We start from the raw sequence: 15,883 nt of genomic DNA on the forward strand, positions 1-15,883 counted from the left end.
CCTGAATTTTTAGCACAGAAAAAGACTACTAGGGACGAGCTAGTAGCCTAACATAAAAAATTTTTCGCTTTGATTATATCATAGGGAGGGAGTTTTTGCATTCTTTTGAGTTTTCGTATAAGAACTCGACCAGTCTAAAAAGAGTTCGTCAACAATTTTTCGTTTTAAGTTGTTGAGCTGAAACAGTCTATCCCCAGACTGTTTCACTCCCACCCCCACACAGCTCAAACTGTCTGGGAGACAGTTTGAGGCTGGAGATGAAGCGAACTCTGTTCGCATCAGTCGTATAGGTCAGATTTGGAGTGTGAAACACGAACAAATCTGCCAATCAACCACTGCGCTGAGATGTTGACACGAACTCTGAGAAGCGAGGATGGACTTTTTGCCCAGCCTCTTTTACCCTCATACACTCTCTAGATAAATTAATCAAAGCATATAAAAATAGCTCGAAGACGTACTCGAGCTATTTTATATTTATATCGCTACTCCCAATAAATCGGTACATAGCGGGTTTCTTTGGGACTTTTTACTGTATAGGTTCCTAAATCTACCCAGTTTGATTGGTTCGCCAACCGCTGTTCTACTCTAAACTCCTGACAAAGGATCGTTGTTTCTAAGCGAATGTTTCCATACTTCCTTGCAAAAACAGGGTAAGAAATGTTTTCTGAAGCAAAAATGAGATTCCCTAAAGCTGTTTTTCTAGGATGCCTAAACTCCATAATTCTGCCTTCTTCTCCACCATAAATCGAAGAAATCAGATTTTCACTCATAATGGTTTCATGATAGGTTGCTTCGAGAGAAGTACGACTATCAGACGCTTGAAAACCTCGACTAGACGTACTCGATAATTGACGAATAAAAGCCTTTCTCACTTCATGATTTTCAAACTCATAGGTCTGCTCTGTTGCTTGATTATACAAAACCAATTCCGAGATAATCTGATAGCTAGTCCCTGGAACTCTACCAAATTGATTAAGAGCAACAAAGACTATCAAGAAAAATCCAAGAGCAGCAAAAATAGGGGTACTCAATCTTTTCATGGGCAATCTCCATCACATATCTCCTCAATCTTCGCTAATTGCAACGACCATTGAGCTATGAACGAATCCATCATGATCCTGTTTGTTCGAATCGTTCGGAGCGATACATTCACTATTTGCTAACGTGTTTTCGGGACTATTTTCTCTCTTTAGATGATAAATCATTCACTTTATCGCAACAATAGTATATCAATATAATTTTGAAAAAACAACTAATCAGGTATCAAATGTAAACCAGATCATGTAAAATATGACCAAATAACTGCAATCACGATGGCTGGCAACATATTGGCCACACGAATCTTTTTGTCCCAGATGATATTGACACCGACACAGAAGATGAGGGCGGAGCCGATAAAGGAGAGATTGGCAAGAGCCTGATCCGTCATCAAAGGTTCAATCAGGCGGGCCAAAAGAGTCACAGAGCCTTGAAAGAAAAAAACGGGTACTGCTGAAAAGCCTGCTCCATTGCCCAAACTCGAGGTCATAATCAAAATGATAATAAAGTCCAGAATACTCTTAACGGCCAACAAGCGATAATCACCCGTCAATCCATCTTGGATGGCTCCTAGTATGGCCATGGCACCGATACAGACGGTCAAAGAAGCTGTCAGGAAAGCATCTAAGAATTGACCGTCTTGGCTGTTTCCTGACTTTTCTCGGAGCCAGATACCCAAGCGCTCAAACCAGCCTTCAATATGCAGAACTTCCCCAATCAAGGTCCCCAAGGCTAGACTAAGAACCAAAAGCATGCTATTTTGACTTTTGAGTTGACCATCAACGACTGTCAGCAGTCCTTCTAAACTACCTGAAATGCCTAGAAATAAAACAGCTAGCCCGCTCGCCACCGTTAGTCCTGACTGATGCCGTTCTTTCAGTAAATGGCCAAACCAAGATCCTAGCACACCTGCTAGGGCAATGGCCACCGTATTGATAATGGTTCCTAATGCGAACATGGGTTACCTCAACAATTCCGTTGCGTAGCTAATGGCAGAAAGGGCGTAGAGTGGAGCTGTTTCTGCTCGGAGAATGCGAGGTCCTAGACCAGTCTTGACCGCTCCTGCTCCTTCAAATGCGGCTACTTCCTCAGGCGACACGCCACCTTCTGGACCGACGATGACAAGGACTGATTGGCCAATTTCTAAGCCAGACAAGATTTTCACTAGATTGACTTGTTCGCCTTCTTTTGCGGCCTCTTCGTAGGCTAGGATAATCTGGTCAAAGCCTGCCAGTTGAGCTAGGAAATCCGATTTTTTCTCAAATAATCGAACAGCCGGAATGCGATTGCGTTTGCTTTGTTCGGCTGCGCCTTGGGCAATTTTTTCCAACTTTTCTGCTTTTTTTGCCAGTTTTTTACCGTCCCATTTGACCACAGACCAATCCGCTGGGAAGGCCCAGAGGGCTGCCATGCCCAATTCCGTTGCCTTTTGGGCGACAAATTCGAGCTTATCTCCTTTTGGAAAGCCCATGGCGATGGTCACGGAAACGGGTAATTCAACATTGTCTGCTAGTTCTTCGATGATTTCAACAGATTGGCTCTGGCTGTCTACTACCCGTGCCAAGCGTTTGATACCGTCATCAAAGACCAGGACAATTTGGTCATCTGCCTGCAAGCGCATGACAGAAAACATATGCTTGGCTGTGTCCTTATCGCTAATCTGGAACACGCCCTGCGGTGCTCTGCCATTGACAAAATACTGCTGCATCCTAGCCTCCAATCACACCTGAGCGGTCAGTCGTCTTCTTAAAGACGCAGCAATTCCACTCGCCCTGGATCATGTGGGTCTCAAGGAAGAAGCCAGCCGCTGCCGCAGATGCTCGCACCATGTCCCACTTGTCCGCGATGATACCACTCATAATCAGGTAGCCCTCGTCCTTGACCAGACGGTAGGCATCCTCGGTCAGATGGATGAGAATGTCCGCCAAAATGTTGGCAACGATGACTTCTGCTTTAATGTCAATGCCACGAAGCAGGTCGCCTGCCGCGACATGAATATTGCTAGTATTGGCGTTAAGGTCAATATTTTCCTGAGCTACACGCACCGCCACTTCATCCAAGTCATAGGCGTAAATCTCCTTAGCACCCAAGAGAGAACTTGCAATGGAGAGGACGCCTGAGCCTGTGCCGACATCGATGACCGTTTCACCACCACGCAGGACCTGCTCCAAGGCAAAGAGGCTCATCTTGGTGGTCGGGTGGGTACCTGTACCGAAAGCCATACCTGGATCCAGACGGATAATCTTCTCACCAGCAGTCGCCTCATAGTTGGTCCAAGACGGTACAATGGTCAAATCGTGGGTAATGCGGGCTGGCTCATAGTATTTCTTCCAGTTGTCCGCCCAGTCTTCCTCTGCCAGTTCCTGACTTTCTAGGCTGACCTGACCCGTTTCCAAGCCAAAGCCTGTCAAATCCGCCAAGCGAGTCGCCAAGTCTGCCTTAACTTCCTCAATATCTACAGTATCAGGATAATAGGCCGTAATTGCAATCATATCCGACTGCTCCACCTCGGGATAGAGTTCACCAAAACGGTCCTCCTGTCCCACATAGTCAGCCGAGTCACTAATGGCCACCCCCTGACTGCCCGTTTCAATCATGAGATTTGAAACTGCCTCTTCTGCATCACGATGCACGTGAATGGTTAATTCTTGCCATGAGTTCATGTTTGTTGTTCCTTTTCTTTTCTATGCGTCAATCACTGTATTATTGTACCGATTTCTAGCCTATTTTACAAGTTAATGTTACGCAATGGAGCCCTAATAATACTTTTTCGAAAATTTTCTAATCGCACTGCGAATAAACATGTGTAGGAAAGTTTGAGACGGTGGTTCCAAGTTTCTGAACGGAGGTGATGCCCATGAAAGTGGACAGCAAATCTGCTAGAAAGGCTAGCCCATGCCAGATGGTAAGTTAACTTACTCATCTGGCAACGACAAATCCTATAAGATTTGTCTAGGGCTCGCACTAGCTCGAGTTTTGAAAAATATCGTTTCAAAACTCGAGCGTCGGAGATCTCTGGATTTATATTTATCAAGTCTACTTGTTGAAATACTGAGCTTGATAATCGTCATCATTTTAGCTATTCGAGATAAAAAATAACCGTCAGCAAACTTTGACACAGTTCTGACGGTTATTTAATCTAACGAACTGAACCACCGTTTAGCGGTCCTACTGGGCGTTGAGCTGGAACTCAACGCCTTTTCTATTTTTATAATAGCAAAAGTTTCGCCTGCAGTCAAGCAAGAGAGGAAACGGAATGTCAAATAGAATCTATTACCCTCAATTCTATACCTACTGCACCATATTGTTCTAACTGTTCTCGCGAATAGTAAACTTCCATATCTTCTGGTTTCGCCTCTCTGATACTGCTTTGCGTATACCCACAAGATAATAAATCCAGTTCTTTGTATAACTGAGCAAAATTATCAAATATGTGAAGATCTAATACTTGCACCTCGATCGTTTGCGTCTGATTCTCTGTACAATAAAAACGGATGCGATCTCCAATTTGTATATGCTTGCGCTTCTCATCGTAAAGTCGTAGCTCAATGGTCTTCTGACCAGACTTCATCATTTCAAACGGTTTTGGAGCCAGTAACATTTCATGAACCATCTCAATACCTCGGATATGGGTAAAATTCCCCCTCCACCAATTCTGCTCTGCCTTTTTCAAAAGCCTCACCGTCCCAAGCAATCGCGAACTCTTGGGCTTCTGGGTCCGCCAAAAAGTCCATGAGGTCGTCTAAACCTTGGTCGGCGGTGTCCTTGAGAAAACCTGCGAAGTAGGTCAGAAACTCTGCTGAAAAGCCCTTCTTGGCGTCAAATGGCAGAGCGACCAGGTAGTCTTCCGCATCAAAGCGGGACTTGTCCTGGTTGTAGAAAAGGACATACTCCTCCAAGACAATATCCTCCGCAGAAGCATTGCCTTCGTCGTCCACCGTTTCAACCCCAGCCGCGTTCTGTGCTTCCAAGATAAAAGCCAACTCAACTGCGTGGTTTTTCTTGTCCCAGTTAAGCTCGTAATCGTAAGTAAAATGTTTGTCCAGTGCCGCTTCCAGCACATCTAAAAAGCCATGTTTTGCCATATCAGACCTCTTTCGATTTTATGTTATAATAAGTGTACCATATTCAGCTAACAAAAGAAACGAAAGGAAGCCTATGCCAGCCAATCTCGCCCTTCGTATGCGGCCCAAATCCATTGATGAAGTCATCGGTCAGGAACACCTGGTCGGTCCTGGAAAGATTATCCGCCGCATGATTGATGCCAATATGCTGTCGTCCATGATTCTCTACGGTCCGCCTGGGATTGGCAAAACCTCGATTGCGTCCGCCATTGCTGGTACGACCAAGTATGCCTTTCGGACCTTTAATGCCACGACCGACAACCAAAAACGCCTGCAGGAAATCGCTGAAGAGGCCAAGTTTTCTGGCGGTCTGGTCCTCATGCTCGATGAAATCCACCGTCTCAACAAGACCAAGCAAGACTTCCTGCTTCCTCTCTTGGAAAATGGCAATATCATCATGATTGGGGCAACGACGGAAAATCCCTTCTTCTCAATTCTGCCTGCCATTCGCAGTCGAGTGCAGATTTTTGAATTACAACCTTTGCAAACCAGCCACATCCGACAGGCCTTGGAACTGGCTCTGACAGACAGTGAACGTGGTTTTGACTTCCCCATTACCATTGAGCCTGAGGCTCTGGATTTCCTAGCCAACGCCACCAACGGTGACCTACGTGCTGCTTACAATTCGCTAGAATTAGCTGTGCTTTCGACCAAGGAAAGTGATGACGGTAGCCGCCACGTTGATCTGGACGCCGTGGAAAATAGCCTGCAAAAGTCCTACATCAGCATGGACAAGAACGGCGATGCCCACTACGACATCCTCTCGGCTCTGCAAAAATCCATTCGGGGTAGCGATGTCAATGCCAGCCTCCACTACGCCGCCCGTTTGATTGAGGCGGAAGACCTGCCTAGTCTGGCCCGTCGCTTGATGGTCATTGCCTACGAAGACATCGGCTTGGCCAATCCAGAGGCTCAGATTCATACGGTGACGGCCCTTGAAGCTGCCCAGAAAATCGGCTTTCCAGAAGCACGGATTTTGATTGCCAATGTGGTAGTCGATTTGGCTCTTTCTCCCAAGTCCAATTCTGCCTATCAGGCTATGGATGCAGCTCTGGCTGATTTGCGAAAGAACGGTCATCTGCCTATTCCAAATCATCTTCGGGATGGTCATTATACTGGTAGTAAGGAGCTGGGAAATGCTATTGGCTACCAGTATCCGCATGCCTATCCTGAAAAATGGGTGGACCAACAATACCTGCCTGATAAGTTACTTCAAGCGGACTACTTCACTGCCAACGACACTGGAAAATATGAGCGTGCCTTGGGCATGACACAAGAAAAGATAAAAAATTTGAAAAAAAATAGACGCCAAAATCCTTGATAGAACTGGTTTTTGGGCACATACACTTTGACACCGCTTACATTTTTGCCATTTTCTCTTGATTTTTCAAAAAAAAGTGGTATTATTAAATCATAAATAAGAACTGCTGTGGTATACGAATTCATACCTATGTGTTGACCGACTATTTTTGTATTACTAGGGAGACAAAGATCCTCTGACAGTATGCAAGCTGGCACACCCAGAAGCAACTAAGTTAGAAACGCGTCACCCACCTGCTTTTAGCGTGCGGGATCAATACAATCCATGGATAACCGGTACCAATACAGCATTTTTATTTTTTACCTTCCTTAGCTCAGCTGGCAGAGCAGCGGACTCTTAATCCGTGGGTCGTAGGTTCGATCCCTACAGGGAGGATTGGTTGATATGAGGAAAGTCTTGATTTATCAAGGCTTTTTCTCGTTTTTTGAGTGAATTTGGTCAAAATTTGGTCAAAAAGAACCCTTTCACATTGTGAAGGGCTATTTTTTTAACTTATCCCACAGGACAACTCGTTTTTCCTGCAATGATTTCTGTACATCGATGATGCGTTGATTCGATGAGCCTCGAAATTGCAGCATAAGATTGCGCTTGGTACGGTCATAACGGCCGTCAACTAGAATATCTAAATAGGATAGTAACTCTAACTTATCCGGAGTTTCTAACATCATTTCTTCCCATGTGTAGCCTGTCCAGGACCAAATGTCCTTTTCTGGCAGTTCTTTCCGAATTCGCTTTACGAGTGGGAGGACCGTGCCTGTGTTCAGAAAAGGCTCGCCACCCAAGAGAGTTAAGCCCTGCACATAGGGCTGGCCCAAGTCTGCTAAAATGCGGTCTTCAAGCTCCTTGGTATAGGGAATCCCAGCTTTAAAAGACCAGGTTGCAACATTGTAGCAGCCCTCACAGTGAAACAGACAGCCACTAACATATAGAGAGCAACGGACTCCTTCTCCATCCACAAAGTTAAAGGCTTTGTAGTCCATTATTCGCCCTTGACTAAGTTCCTCGCTCTTCCATTCTTGTGGTTTAGGATTATTCATGTCAAATACCTAAGCATAAGCAAATGAAATCTGATTGTTTGGATGAATTCCGTTTTACCAGTACACAGACTGTTTTTATCCATAAATGGTACTTCCAATGCTTTAGCTCGGATTGATTCCAGCAAGCTTAGTGCGGAACCAATCTCAATTCCTTTCCTGTTTTGATTCAGTAGTTTGTCACTCCCATTAATCCTCAATCCAGTATCTTTCTACCCCGTCTCGAACATCTTCCAAAACGCCACCACAAGCCACAATCGTGCGGCGACTGGCTTGATTGTCTGCCGAGCAAGTCACAAGGACCTTGGAAATATTTTTGGTTGCGGCTTCCTGCAAACCAAGTCGAAGTTGGTCCTTGGCATGGCCCTTTCCTCGCTCGGTCGGGCGAATGGAATAGCCAATATGACCGCCTTTATTGAGCAGGAAATCGTTGAGCCGTAGGCGTAGACTGAGAAAGCCAAGGGCTCGACCCGTCGGGTCAAATGATACATATTGAATGGAAGGGGCAAAACCGTCTGGCAGGTTCAGGCCTGCCTCATAGTCTTGGTTTTGCAAAATCCAGTCTTCAAAGTCCACATCTTTGGAGATAAAGCCTCCGTCCATAGCAGAGCCTGATGCTTCAAACTCGGCCAACATATCCAAAATCGTTTCCTTATCTGCCACAGTTGGTCTTCTTAGTTCCATTCTAGCCTCCATATTGTCTTTTGAAAAATTCGCTGATGATGTCAATATCCAGTCCCAAGTCCTGCACAATTTCTTCCTTGTGGAAATCATCATAGTTGTCCTTGCCGCTCCAAACAAAAGAGTTGGTCACAATCTGATAGACCTTATCTGGCTCGACTGCTCTGCCATTGACCATAACCCCCTCACCGTCTGGGACTATGCCCCACATCTGAGGGTGGAGACCTATCTGTAGGTCGGAATCCCCTTTTTCTCATTACCATCCCGAATGTTCGCAATCAGTTGCGCCTTCTTTGGAAAATTCTCCATGTAGGAATGCATATCATTGGTATGGAAAATGCTGATATCTGTAAAGTCCATACTATTTTTTCTTGTTTTTTGCTTGTTTGAGTAATTCCTGCACACGCGCTTTTTTATCCTGCTTCATATTAGAATTCTTCTCATGATAGCGTGTCACCAGGGCCTTCCCCTTATCGTCTAATTGATATTTTCCCATTGTTTTCTCCTCTTTTTTTATCTCTTATTTGTTTATAATAAACTTCCACAGCTAACTGGAACTGTGGAAGCTCTACATAGTCTGTTTATTACTTATAAGCTCGACCCATTCATGTGTTTCACACGCGCCGAAATTTCCTTGTGACGGCCTTTTACCATCGGACGGGCCTGTGGATTGCCTAGATAACCACAAGTTCGTTTAACAACATCCACCGACTTAGGATCGCTATTCCCGCAATTTGGACACTTGAAGCCACGCTCCGTCGGCTCAAAATCACCTTCAAAATCACAAGCGTAACAATGGTCAATCGGAGTATTGGTTCCCAAGTAACCAACACGGTCATAGGCATAGTCCCAAACAGCTTCCAAGGCCTTTGGATTTTGTTGCAACACAGGGTATTCACAGTAATGGATAAATCCACCACTGGCACCTACAGCAGGATAAATTTTCTCAAAGTCCAGTTTTTCAAACGGTGTTGGATTTTTACGTACATCATAATGGAAACTGTTAGTGTAATATTCTTTATCCGTAATGTCCTTAACGATGCCAAATTTCTCTGTATCCATACGGCAGAATCGGTCTGTCAGGCTTTCAGATGGTGTCGAATAAACTGAGAAATGATAACCATATTCATCCGACCAATCTTCAACCAAGTTTTTCATTTTCTTGATAATATCCACCGTGAAATCTTTTGCCTCTGGGTTGGTCTCCCATTCGCCACCGTAAAATACTGTTGCGACTTCATACAAACCAATGTACCCCAAAGATACGGTTGCTCGACGATTTTTAAAGACTTCATCTACTGCGTCTGTCTTAGCCAAGCGTTTGCCGAATGCCCCATATTGATAGAGAATTGGAGCATTGGCTGGAGTTGCCTCCTTCACTCGTTCCACTCGGTAGACCAGAGCATCCTTGGCAATGGCCATGCGTTCTGCAAATATTTCCCAGAACTTATCCTTATCTCCAGCAGACTCCATGGCAATCCGTGGCAAATTGACGGTTACGACACCCAAGTTCATCCGACCAGATGTCACATCCTGCCCATTTTCATCCTTCCAACCTTGAAGGAATGAGCGGCAGCCCATTGGCACCTTGAAAGAACCTGTCAACTCAACAATCTTGTCATAAGAAAGCATATCTGGATACATACGCTTGGTTGCACATTCAATCGCCAATTGCTTGATGTCATAGTTTGGAGAATCTGGCTCCAAGTTCAAGCCACGCTTAACTGTGAAAATCAACTTAGGAAAGATAGCTGTCCGCCCTTCGCGCCCCAGACCCTTGATACGAATGTTCAAAATCGCTTTTTGAATTTCTCGCTCAAACCATGATGTCCCTAGGCCAAAACCGAGTGAGGTGAAGGGTGTTTGTCCATTGGAAGTAAAAAGGGTGTTGATTTCATACTCCAAAGACTGCATAGCGTCATAGATGTCTTTTTGCGTTTTAGCACGCGCATATTCTTCTTGCTTGTCTGCTAACACCCAATCCTCGGCGTCTTTCAAATGCTTTTGGTAGTTAAGTTCCGCATAGGGCGCCAAAACTTCATCGATACGGTCAGCTGAGCAACCACCATATTGACTAGAGGCCACATTAGCAATGATTTGTGAAATCTGAGCCGTAGCTGTTTGAATTGATTTTGGACTTTCTACATCGGCATTTCCTATCTTGAAGCCCTGTGCCAACATCCCTTTAAAATCAATCAAACAACAGTTGGTCATTGGTGTATAAGGGCTGTAATCCAAATCATGGTAATGAATATCGCCTTTTTGGTGGGCATTGGCCACATGAGCTGGCAATAATTTGAGACCGATAGACTTTCCGACAATACCTGCTGTCAGGTCCCGTTGAGTATTGAACACATCCGCGTCTTTATTAGCATTTTCATTGACCACAGACTGGTCCTTGCTCAACAGCTTATGAATCTCAAAATTAATATCGGTAGCCTGATGACGGCGAAAATCACGGCGTGTTCGGTATTGAATATAAAGCTCCGCCAAATCATACAAATGAGCTTTTAACAATTCTTGCTCAACAACCGTTTGAATTTCGTAAATTTGAACATCTTTCTCAAATCGGCGACCAATTTCAGCCAAAACAGCTTCTAATACAATTTTTAAACCTGCCTCTGAAACAGGATGTTCTAATTCTTGGTTTGCCCGCCGAAGAGCAGAAAAAATCTTATCCTGGTCAAAGGATACTGTCCGTCCATCACGTTTCAAAACCAATAATTCTATACTCGGTAAGACATTTTCTTGCACATTCATCTGACAAACCTCCAAAATTCTTCACTTCTATTAGTGTAGCACTTCACAAAATAAAAATCAATATCTTGTGTAAAAAAATATTAAACAACCTATCTATGCACTATATATAGGTCTCAAAAATTCTATCAATTGGAAAACAACTGTGCTCAATTTCACCACTTGACAAGGATGAATTACTAGATTGAAACAGGAAAACAGATTGGGGTAAAGATATAACTTCTCTATCAGAAAACCTAAAAACAGCCCTCTAACAGGGCTGGCTCTATGTATTGAAAATAGGCTAGGGCGGGTCACCACATGCCTCTTTAAAATTGAGGATTTGAATAAGAGGCGAAAAATTCTCTAGTCCGTTCTTCTTTAGGATGATGGAAAAGCTCCTCAGGTGTCCCCTGCTCCAGGATACGGCCGTTTTCTAGAAATAATACCTTATCCGCCACTTGGTAAATGAAATTCATGTCATGACTAACTAAAATCATCGTTTGTCCTGTCTTAGCCGCATCGGCAATGGAACGTTCTACTTCTCCAACCAACTCTGGATCAAGCGCCGAAGTCGGCTCATCTAGTAGCAAAATGTCTGGTTGCATGGCAAGAGCACGTGCAAGAGCCACACGTTGCTTTTGACCACCTGATAGATGTCTTGGATAATGGTTCTCACGTTCTGACAGACCGACCTTTCTCAATTCTTCTTTGGCAAGGGCGGTTGCAGATGCATCATCCATCCGCTTGACAATTTTAAGCCCTTCCTTGACATTATCAAGAGCTGTCTTTCGTTCAAACAGATTAAACTGCTGAAATACCATAGCCAGTTTGCGGCGTAAGGTCAATATCTCCTCTTTTGAAATATTGGTAAAATCAACTGTAAAACCATCAATTTCGATACTCCCCACATCTGCCTGCTCCAGATAGTTCAGACTACGCAAAATTGTTGATTTTCCTGCTCCAGATGGTCCAACAAGGGCAATAACCTGCCCTTTTTCAATGTCCATATCGATTCCATCTAGTACTTTTTGTCCTGAAAATTCCTTGACTAAATTGCGAATTTTAATCATTAGCGATCACCTCCAACTCCAGAAATATCTACTGATTCAGGGGCCTGAATAGCCATTTTATTTTCAAGAAAACGGCCGAAAGACTCAATCAGAACAGAGAGCGCCCAGTAGACCAAAGAGACAGAAATGTACCGCTCAAAGTAGCGATAGTCTGCCCCACCTTGAATCTGTGCCTGTGCATAGACCTCAACGATACCCGCACTGAAGGCTAGGGAAGTTCCTTTAGTCAGACCAATCAAGGTGTTAATCAACGACGGAGTTGCAATCACAGCCGCATTAGGAATGATGATCCGACGATAAACCTGGCCAGAAGTCATACCTAAGGAACGAGCTGCCTCAATCTCCCCTGGACTAACAGCCTGAATCGCAGCACGAATAGACTCACTCATATAGGCTGCCTCATTAAATGCAAAGGCTGTAATCGCGAAGACAGCTGCAGGAATAGCATTGATATTCCAATCAAGACCATATTCCTGATTGAGCCCTTTGAGAACCAATGGAATTCCATAGTAGGTCAACATCAGCTGTACCAAGATAGGAGTGCCTCGCAAAAAACTAACAAAAACTGCCTGAACGGGATATACGAATCGCACACGATTAATCTTTACAATCGCAAAAACCAAGCCCAATATCAAACCAAAAAAAGCACCAGCGAGCGTCAATCCAATCGTAATCGGTAAACGTTCAATAATGGATGGTAGGGCATCAAAAACAGCCCTAATACTAAATAGCTTACCATCCGGTAACCACTCTAAAAAACCTTGATACCATGCCGGTCCTGTTATTCCTAATACACCAATCATACTCTTCTCCAAACACTTAAAAATGACAGATTTTCTGCCGTATACTCTATTTTATCATGTAACCACTCACATCAACCTTATATATATTTTATGGCTGTGATAAGTAATCTTAATGATTATAAAAAGACACTGAAAAAGAAACAGCCCACCTGGACTGCTCCCTCCTGTCACAATACTATCGACTCCTATTCATTAGGAACAGCTAGTTCCTCCGCCGTTGGAGCATAGTCTTTTCCGAAGAATTGCTCTGTCAATTTTGCAATGGTTCCATCTTCGTTCAAAGCCTTGATACGGTCGTTGACAAAGCTTTGTAGAGCCGTATTGTCCGAAGAAAATACATAGTAAATAAACGGTTTTTCTGCTGCTTCAAGCTCGATTGTTTTAAGATTTGTCAAATTTTGATCTGCAATAATAGCATTAACCGTAGGGGCATCAAAAATTTTAAAATCATACTTGCCATCATTTATATTGGTCAAAATCTGTGTGATATTCTCACCAGTATAGTTGATGTCGACTGGTTTATCCGTATGCTGAGTATTGTATTCCTCTAGCTGAGCAGCTGTTGTTGTCCCTGTAACTACCTGTGTAGAATGACCACCAATATCATTATAAGATTGAATATCCGTATCTTTTGGCACAGCTAAAACAGACGGTGTAGAGGCCGTTGGATAAGAATAGAGGTATTTTTCACCACGCTCTTTTGTATAGGAAGTATTATTCCCTAACAAATCAAAGCGTCCTGAATCCAAGCCAGGGAATTGACCGCTACCATCTGTTGTTTCAAAGGTCAATTCATACTGGTCAGAACCATCAAAGATAGCTCGAGCCAATTCAATATCAAACCCTGTCAACTCTCCATTCTCATCTCGATAAGAAAAAGGTTTAGTAGTCCCAACAGTTCCCATTACGATGGTTTCTTTTTTATCCGCTTCTGAAGAGCTAGTGTTTGATGAGTTTGAGGTAGACGAGCAAGCTGCCAAAGCAACTGTCGCAAGAGCTGTAATACCAGCCAGTGATAGAATAGTTCTTAATTTCATAGTAATTCTCCTTTTGTATAAGCAAGTCAGACCTACAAGGTCTGCACAAAATAATCAAATAGCTTCTGATTACCGCCACTTTGATCAATCAGAAGTTCCGGATGCCACTGGACACCCAGAAAACGTGTCTCATCCATTGATCGGACAGCCTCAATAATACCATCATCCACAGAATGCGCAATCGCTTCTAGCCCCTGACCCAGATTCTCTATCGCCTGGCTGTGAATCGAATTAACAGCTACTCTCTGACCAAACATACTAGCCAGAGGCGTTGCCTCTTTACATTCCACCTGGTGAATCAGATCAAAAGGCATGGACCGATGCCCCTCTACCGCTTGTTTGAGAGTTCCTCCACGTGCAACATTGAAAAGCTGCATCCCCCTGCAAATCCCCAAAATCGGTTTTTCCTGTCTCAAGGCTTCGTGGACCAATTTCAGTTCAAATTCGTCACGTTCCTTGAAATAGTCATCGCTTTCGATGAGTTTTTCTTGACCGTAAAACTGAGGTAATACATGTTGACCACCCGTCAGTAATAACTTATCAATCGCCGACACATAGTCAACAACATCCGTTTCACCAGACAAGGGGATATAAAAAGGAAGGCCCCCCGCTCGCTTGATTCCATCTGCAAAGTTACGAGACACCGATAACTTCATAATCGGAATCCCCTCTGCGACAGGCTTTTCATTACTGGTGATGCCAATAATCGGTTTCCCCATCCTGCCCTCCTTTCGTAATGTATAGACACTATCTTATCATGCCCTCTCTTTTTTGTATATTTTAAATTATTTATAGCCAGCCATAAAAAATATTTATGGATCAAAAAAAGAGCCTATTCTGACTCTTGTTTTCTAGTCCATAAAAAGTACAGGTTAATAGCACAGGCCACTAAAATCACAGCAGGCCAAAGCAAATTTAACAAAGGAAGTTTACCGACATTGTAGGCAATATAGAGAGTATTCCACACTACCCCCAAACTATAGACAATCGTCAAAATAATTTTCATAAGACACTCCAATTAAATGATAGTGCTATTATACTACAAACGACCGTTGATGTCCTGAATCTGCCGCTCCATTTTCCGATAATTTAGGAAAAATAGCAAAGCGTAGACCAAGATAAAGATAAACCAGAAGAAGAGAAGAGAGGCAAGATTGAGCGGAAACCAGCCAGCCAAAATGCTCAGCGGTGTGAAGCCTAAAGCTGTGATGCAAAAATGCGTTGCCGTCATTCGCAAAAGGCTCCAATCCTGTTCAAAAATCTTGTCTGCCAGCTGAAACAAGAGACCGATTGCTGCCCAAATCAGCACACTAATGAGCATAACGGTTACCTGATTAAAATTGCTCAGGTAGTAAGCCCCCATGGTTGAATGTGGGTTAACTGGCAAATAATAGCCTTCGCCAAAGAAACCAGCCATGACGATTGAAATCAAACTGCCGATTGTAACGCCTAAACTGGCTGATAAGATGTATTTTTTCATAATCCTAACCTTTCTTTGATGAGCTTGAGATAGCGACGAGACGAGTAAGTGACAGACCCGTTTTTCATGACCAGTTTGACCAGACCGTTGGCGGTCAGCTTAAGGTGGTCCAGTTGCTTGATGTGGATGATTTCCGACTGGGAAATCTGCAAAAAGTTGGGAGGCAGTTCCTCCTTAACCTGATACAAGCGTAGGTTGGAAGTAAAGGAATCTCCCACCGTTTCCACCTGTAAAACCTTGTCTTCCAAGTAGAGCCTGACAATCTCATCATGTTCCACCTGCTCTCCTTTTTTGACTGTCAGCCTAGATGTCTGCTTGTCTAGGTTTTGAACATAGGTCACCAACTGAGTAATTTGCTCAGACATAGTTTGAGCCTCAATGGTCACCAAATCTTCCAAAATCTCTGGTGAAATCGCTAATTTTACTTTCATCTGCTCTCCTTTCTCTTTCTGACACTATTAAACACCATTTCTTTACTGGTTTCAAGGGCTTTTGGCTATGTGGTCGATTTCCTGAACCAAACGGCAAAAAAGCCAGAACAACTGTCCTGACTTTA

General features: G+C 43.7%; 20 protein-coding genes, 1 tRNA gene and 1 other RNA gene. 3 read left to right on the forward strand and 19 right to left on the reverse strand.

What is annotated here, in order from left to right:
- Window positions 1–482 precede the first annotated feature (482 nt).
- From ODU41_RS08520 to ODU41_RS08545, 6 genes are all read right to left on the reverse strand, one after another.
- Window positions 483–1,040, reverse strand: coding sequence for a hypothetical protein (locus tag ODU41_RS08520; protein ID WP_398578899.1), 558 nt, complete (start codon window positions 1,038–1,040; stop codon window positions 483–485).
- A 239-nt stretch (window positions 1,041–1,279) separates the two neighbouring features.
- A complete protein-coding gene (locus ODU41_RS08525) occupies window positions 1,280–1,996 on the reverse strand; it encodes a DUF554 domain-containing protein (protein WP_398578900.1) in 717 nt (238 codons plus the stop codon).
- Between the two features lie 3 nt (window positions 1,997–1,999).
- Entirely contained in the window at window positions 2,000–2,746 is a 747-nt protein-coding gene (locus ODU41_RS08530; protein WP_398578901.1) for a 16S rRNA (uracil(1498)-N(3))-methyltransferase, read from the reverse strand.
- Between the two features lies 1 nt (window position 2,747).
- On the reverse strand, window positions 2,748–3,701 hold the full coding sequence (prmA, locus tag ODU41_RS08535; RefSeq protein WP_398578902.1) for a 50S ribosomal protein L11 methyltransferase: 954 nt from the start codon (window positions 3,699–3,701) through the stop codon (window positions 2,748–2,750).
- 596 nt (window positions 3,702–4,297) lie between these two features.
- Entirely contained in the window at window positions 4,298–4,651 is a 354-nt protein-coding gene (locus ODU41_RS08540; RefSeq protein ID WP_014636733.1) for an ASCH domain-containing protein, read from the reverse strand.
- 1 nt (window position 4,652) lies between these two features.
- On the reverse strand, window positions 4,653–5,123 hold the full coding sequence (locus ODU41_RS08545) for a DUF3013 family protein (RefSeq protein WP_014636734.1): 471 nt from the start codon (window positions 5,121–5,123) through the stop codon (window positions 4,653–4,655).
- Between the two features lie 73 nt (window positions 5,124–5,196).
- On the opposite strand from ODU41_RS08545, the gene ODU41_RS08550 reads away from it, so the two are divergent.
- The 3 genes from ODU41_RS08550 to ODU41_RS08560 all read left to right on the forward strand — a co-directional run bounded on the left by ODU41_RS08550 (window position 5,197) and on the right by ODU41_RS08560 (window position 6,858).
- A complete protein-coding gene (locus ODU41_RS08550; RefSeq protein ID WP_398578903.1) occupies window positions 5,197–6,483 on the forward strand; it encodes a replication-associated recombination protein A in 1,287 nt (428 codons plus the stop codon).
- 100 nt (window positions 6,484–6,583) lie between these two features.
- Window positions 6,584–6,777, forward strand: a non-coding RNA gene (gene ssrS, locus ODU41_RS08555) — 6S RNA.
- A gap of 8 nt (window positions 6,778–6,785) precedes the next feature.
- Window positions 6,786–6,858: transfer RNA gene (locus ODU41_RS08560), tRNA-Lys, on the forward strand.
- A 104-nt stretch (window positions 6,859–6,962) separates the two neighbouring features.
- Here ODU41_RS08560 and nrdG read toward each other — a convergent pair.
- The 13 genes from nrdG to ODU41_RS08625 form a co-directional block, all read right to left on the reverse strand.
- On the reverse strand, window positions 6,963–7,520 hold the full coding sequence (nrdG, locus tag ODU41_RS08565) for an anaerobic ribonucleoside-triphosphate reductase activating protein (protein WP_002939123.1): 558 nt from the start codon (window positions 7,518–7,520) through the stop codon (window positions 6,963–6,965).
- Window positions 7,521–7,706: 186 nt separating this feature from the next.
- Window positions 7,707–8,201, reverse strand: a complete 495-nt coding sequence (locus ODU41_RS08570) for a GNAT family N-acetyltransferase (protein WP_398578904.1) — start codon at window positions 8,199–8,201, stop codon at window positions 7,707–7,709.
- Between the two features lies 1 nt (window position 8,202).
- A complete protein-coding gene (locus ODU41_RS08575) occupies window positions 8,203–8,409 on the reverse strand; it encodes a 5'-nucleotidase C-terminal domain-containing protein (RefSeq protein ID WP_105150776.1) in 207 nt (68 codons plus the stop codon).
- Window positions 8,410–8,423: 14 nt separating this feature from the next.
- On the reverse strand, window positions 8,424–8,558 hold the full coding sequence (locus ODU41_RS08580) for a hypothetical protein (protein WP_398578905.1): 135 nt from the start codon (window positions 8,556–8,558) through the stop codon (window positions 8,424–8,426).
- Between the two features lies 1 nt (window position 8,559).
- Window positions 8,560–8,694, reverse strand: a complete 135-nt coding sequence (locus ODU41_RS08585; RefSeq protein WP_015647544.1) for a hypothetical protein — start codon at window positions 8,692–8,694, stop codon at window positions 8,560–8,562.
- Between the two features lie 92 nt (window positions 8,695–8,786).
- Complete coding sequence (gene nrdD / locus ODU41_RS08590) at window positions 8,787–10,958, reverse strand: anaerobic ribonucleoside-triphosphate reductase (RefSeq protein WP_014638809.1); 2,172 nt, start codon at window positions 10,956–10,958, stop codon at window positions 8,787–8,789.
- A gap of 305 nt (window positions 10,959–11,263) precedes the next feature.
- Window positions 11,264–12,007, reverse strand: a complete 744-nt coding sequence (locus ODU41_RS08595; protein ID WP_044772013.1) for an amino acid ABC transporter ATP-binding protein — start codon at window positions 12,005–12,007, stop codon at window positions 11,264–11,266.
- A complete protein-coding gene (locus ODU41_RS08600; protein ID WP_044772012.1) occupies window positions 12,007–12,810 on the reverse strand; it encodes an amino acid ABC transporter permease in 804 nt (267 codons plus the stop codon). Before ODU41_RS08600 ends, ODU41_RS08595 begins: the two co-directional genes overlap by 1 nt.
- Before the next feature lie 185 nt (window positions 12,811–12,995).
- Entirely contained in the window at window positions 12,996–13,847 is an 852-nt protein-coding gene (locus ODU41_RS08605; RefSeq protein ID WP_024384261.1) for an amino acid ABC transporter substrate-binding protein, read from the reverse strand.
- Between the two features lie 32 nt (window positions 13,848–13,879).
- Complete coding sequence (locus tag ODU41_RS08610; RefSeq protein WP_253211574.1) at window positions 13,880–14,566, reverse strand: gamma-glutamyl-gamma-aminobutyrate hydrolase family protein; 687 nt, start codon at window positions 14,564–14,566, stop codon at window positions 13,880–13,882.
- 113 nt (window positions 14,567–14,679) lie between these two features.
- Window positions 14,680–14,853, reverse strand: a complete 174-nt coding sequence (locus ODU41_RS08615; protein ID WP_002941962.1) for a hypothetical protein — start codon at window positions 14,851–14,853, stop codon at window positions 14,680–14,682.
- A gap of 33 nt (window positions 14,854–14,886) precedes the next feature.
- On the reverse strand, window positions 14,887–15,327 hold the full coding sequence (locus tag ODU41_RS08620; protein ID WP_029171290.1) for a DUF3021 domain-containing protein: 441 nt from the start codon (window positions 15,325–15,327) through the stop codon (window positions 14,887–14,889).
- Window positions 15,324–15,758, reverse strand: coding sequence for a LytTR family DNA-binding domain-containing protein (locus ODU41_RS08625; protein WP_398578906.1), 435 nt, complete (start codon window positions 15,756–15,758; stop codon window positions 15,324–15,326). Before ODU41_RS08625 ends, ODU41_RS08620 begins: the two co-directional genes overlap by 4 nt.
- Window positions 15,759–15,883 lie beyond the last annotated feature (125 nt).

Source organism: Streptococcus sp. 2022WUSS083 (assembly GCF_044427155.1).
In the GTDB taxonomy this organism is placed as follows: Bacteria; Bacillota; Bacilli; order Lactobacillales; family Streptococcaceae; genus Streptococcus; species Streptococcus hashimotonensis.

What these genes read in the sequence shown, in the direction of transcription:
- nrdG (WP_002939123.1), bottom strand. Translation starts at nt 7,520, where the DNA reads ATGAATAATCCTAAACCACAAGAATGGAAGAGCGAGGAACTTAGTCAA.
- ODU41_RS08585 (WP_015647544.1), bottom strand. Translation starts at nt 8,694, where the DNA reads ATGGGAAAATATCAATTAGACGATAAGGGGAAGGCCCTGGTGACACGC.
- ODU41_RS08550 (WP_398578903.1), top strand. Translation starts at nt 5,197, where the DNA reads ATGCCAGCCAATCTCGCCCTTCGTATGCGGCCCAAATCCATTGATGAA.
- ODU41_RS08615 (WP_002941962.1), bottom strand. Translation starts at nt 14,853, where the DNA reads ATGAAAATTATTTTGACGATTGTCTATAGTTTGGGGGTAGTGTGGAAT.
- ODU41_RS08520 (WP_398578899.1), bottom strand. Translation starts at nt 1,040, where the DNA reads ATGAAAAGATTGAGTACCCCTATTTTTGCTGCTCTTGGATTTTTCTTG.
- ODU41_RS08570 (WP_398578904.1), bottom strand. Translation starts at nt 8,201, where the DNA reads ATGGAACTAAGAAGACCAACTGTGGCAGATAAGGAAACGATTTTGGAT.
- ODU41_RS08545 (WP_014636734.1), bottom strand. Translation starts at nt 5,123, where the DNA reads ATGGCAAAACATGGCTTTTTAGATGTGCTGGAAGCGGCACTGGACAAA.
- ODU41_RS08620 (WP_029171290.1), bottom strand. Translation starts at nt 15,327, where the DNA reads ATGAAAAAATACATCTTATCAGCCAGTTTAGGCGTTACAATCGGCAGT.
- ODU41_RS08530 (WP_398578901.1), bottom strand. Translation starts at nt 2,746, where the DNA reads ATGCAGCAGTATTTTGTCAATGGCAGAGCACCGCAGGGCGTGTTCCAG.
- ODU41_RS08575 (WP_105150776.1), bottom strand. Translation starts at nt 8,409, where the DNA reads ATGTGGGGCATAGTCCCAGACGGTGAGGGGGTTATGGTCAATGGCAGA.
- ODU41_RS08605 (WP_024384261.1), bottom strand. Translation starts at nt 13,847, where the DNA reads ATGAAATTAAGAACTATTCTATCACTGGCTGGTATTACAGCTCTTGCG.
- ODU41_RS08525 (WP_398578900.1), bottom strand. Translation starts at nt 1,996, where the DNA reads ATGTTCGCATTAGGAACCATTATCAATACGGTGGCCATTGCCCTAGCA.
- ODU41_RS08580 (WP_398578905.1), bottom strand. Translation starts at nt 8,558, where the DNA reads ATGGACTTTACAGATATCAGCATTTTCCATACCAATGATATGCATTCC.
- ODU41_RS08625 (WP_398578906.1), bottom strand. Translation starts at nt 15,758, where the DNA reads ATGAAAGTAAAATTAGCGATTTCACCAGAGATTTTGGAAGATTTGGTG.
- ODU41_RS08610 (WP_253211574.1), bottom strand. Translation starts at nt 14,566, where the DNA reads ATGGGGAAACCGATTATTGGCATCACCAGTAATGAAAAGCCTGTCGCA.
- ODU41_RS08540 (WP_014636733.1), bottom strand. Translation starts at nt 4,651, where the DNA reads ATGGTTCATGAAATGTTACTGGCTCCAAAACCGTTTGAAATGATGAAG.
- ODU41_RS08595 (WP_044772013.1), bottom strand. Translation starts at nt 12,007, where the DNA reads ATGATTAAAATTCGCAATTTAGTCAAGGAATTTTCAGGACAAAAAGTA.
- nrdD (WP_014638809.1), bottom strand. Translation starts at nt 10,958, where the DNA reads ATGAATGTGCAAGAAAATGTCTTACCGAGTATAGAATTATTGGTTTTG.
- ODU41_RS08600 (WP_044772012.1), bottom strand. Translation starts at nt 12,810, where the DNA reads ATGATTGGTGTATTAGGAATAACAGGACCGGCATGGTATCAAGGTTTT.
- prmA (WP_398578902.1), bottom strand. Translation starts at nt 3,701, where the DNA reads ATGAACTCATGGCAAGAATTAACCATTCACGTGCATCGTGATGCAGAA.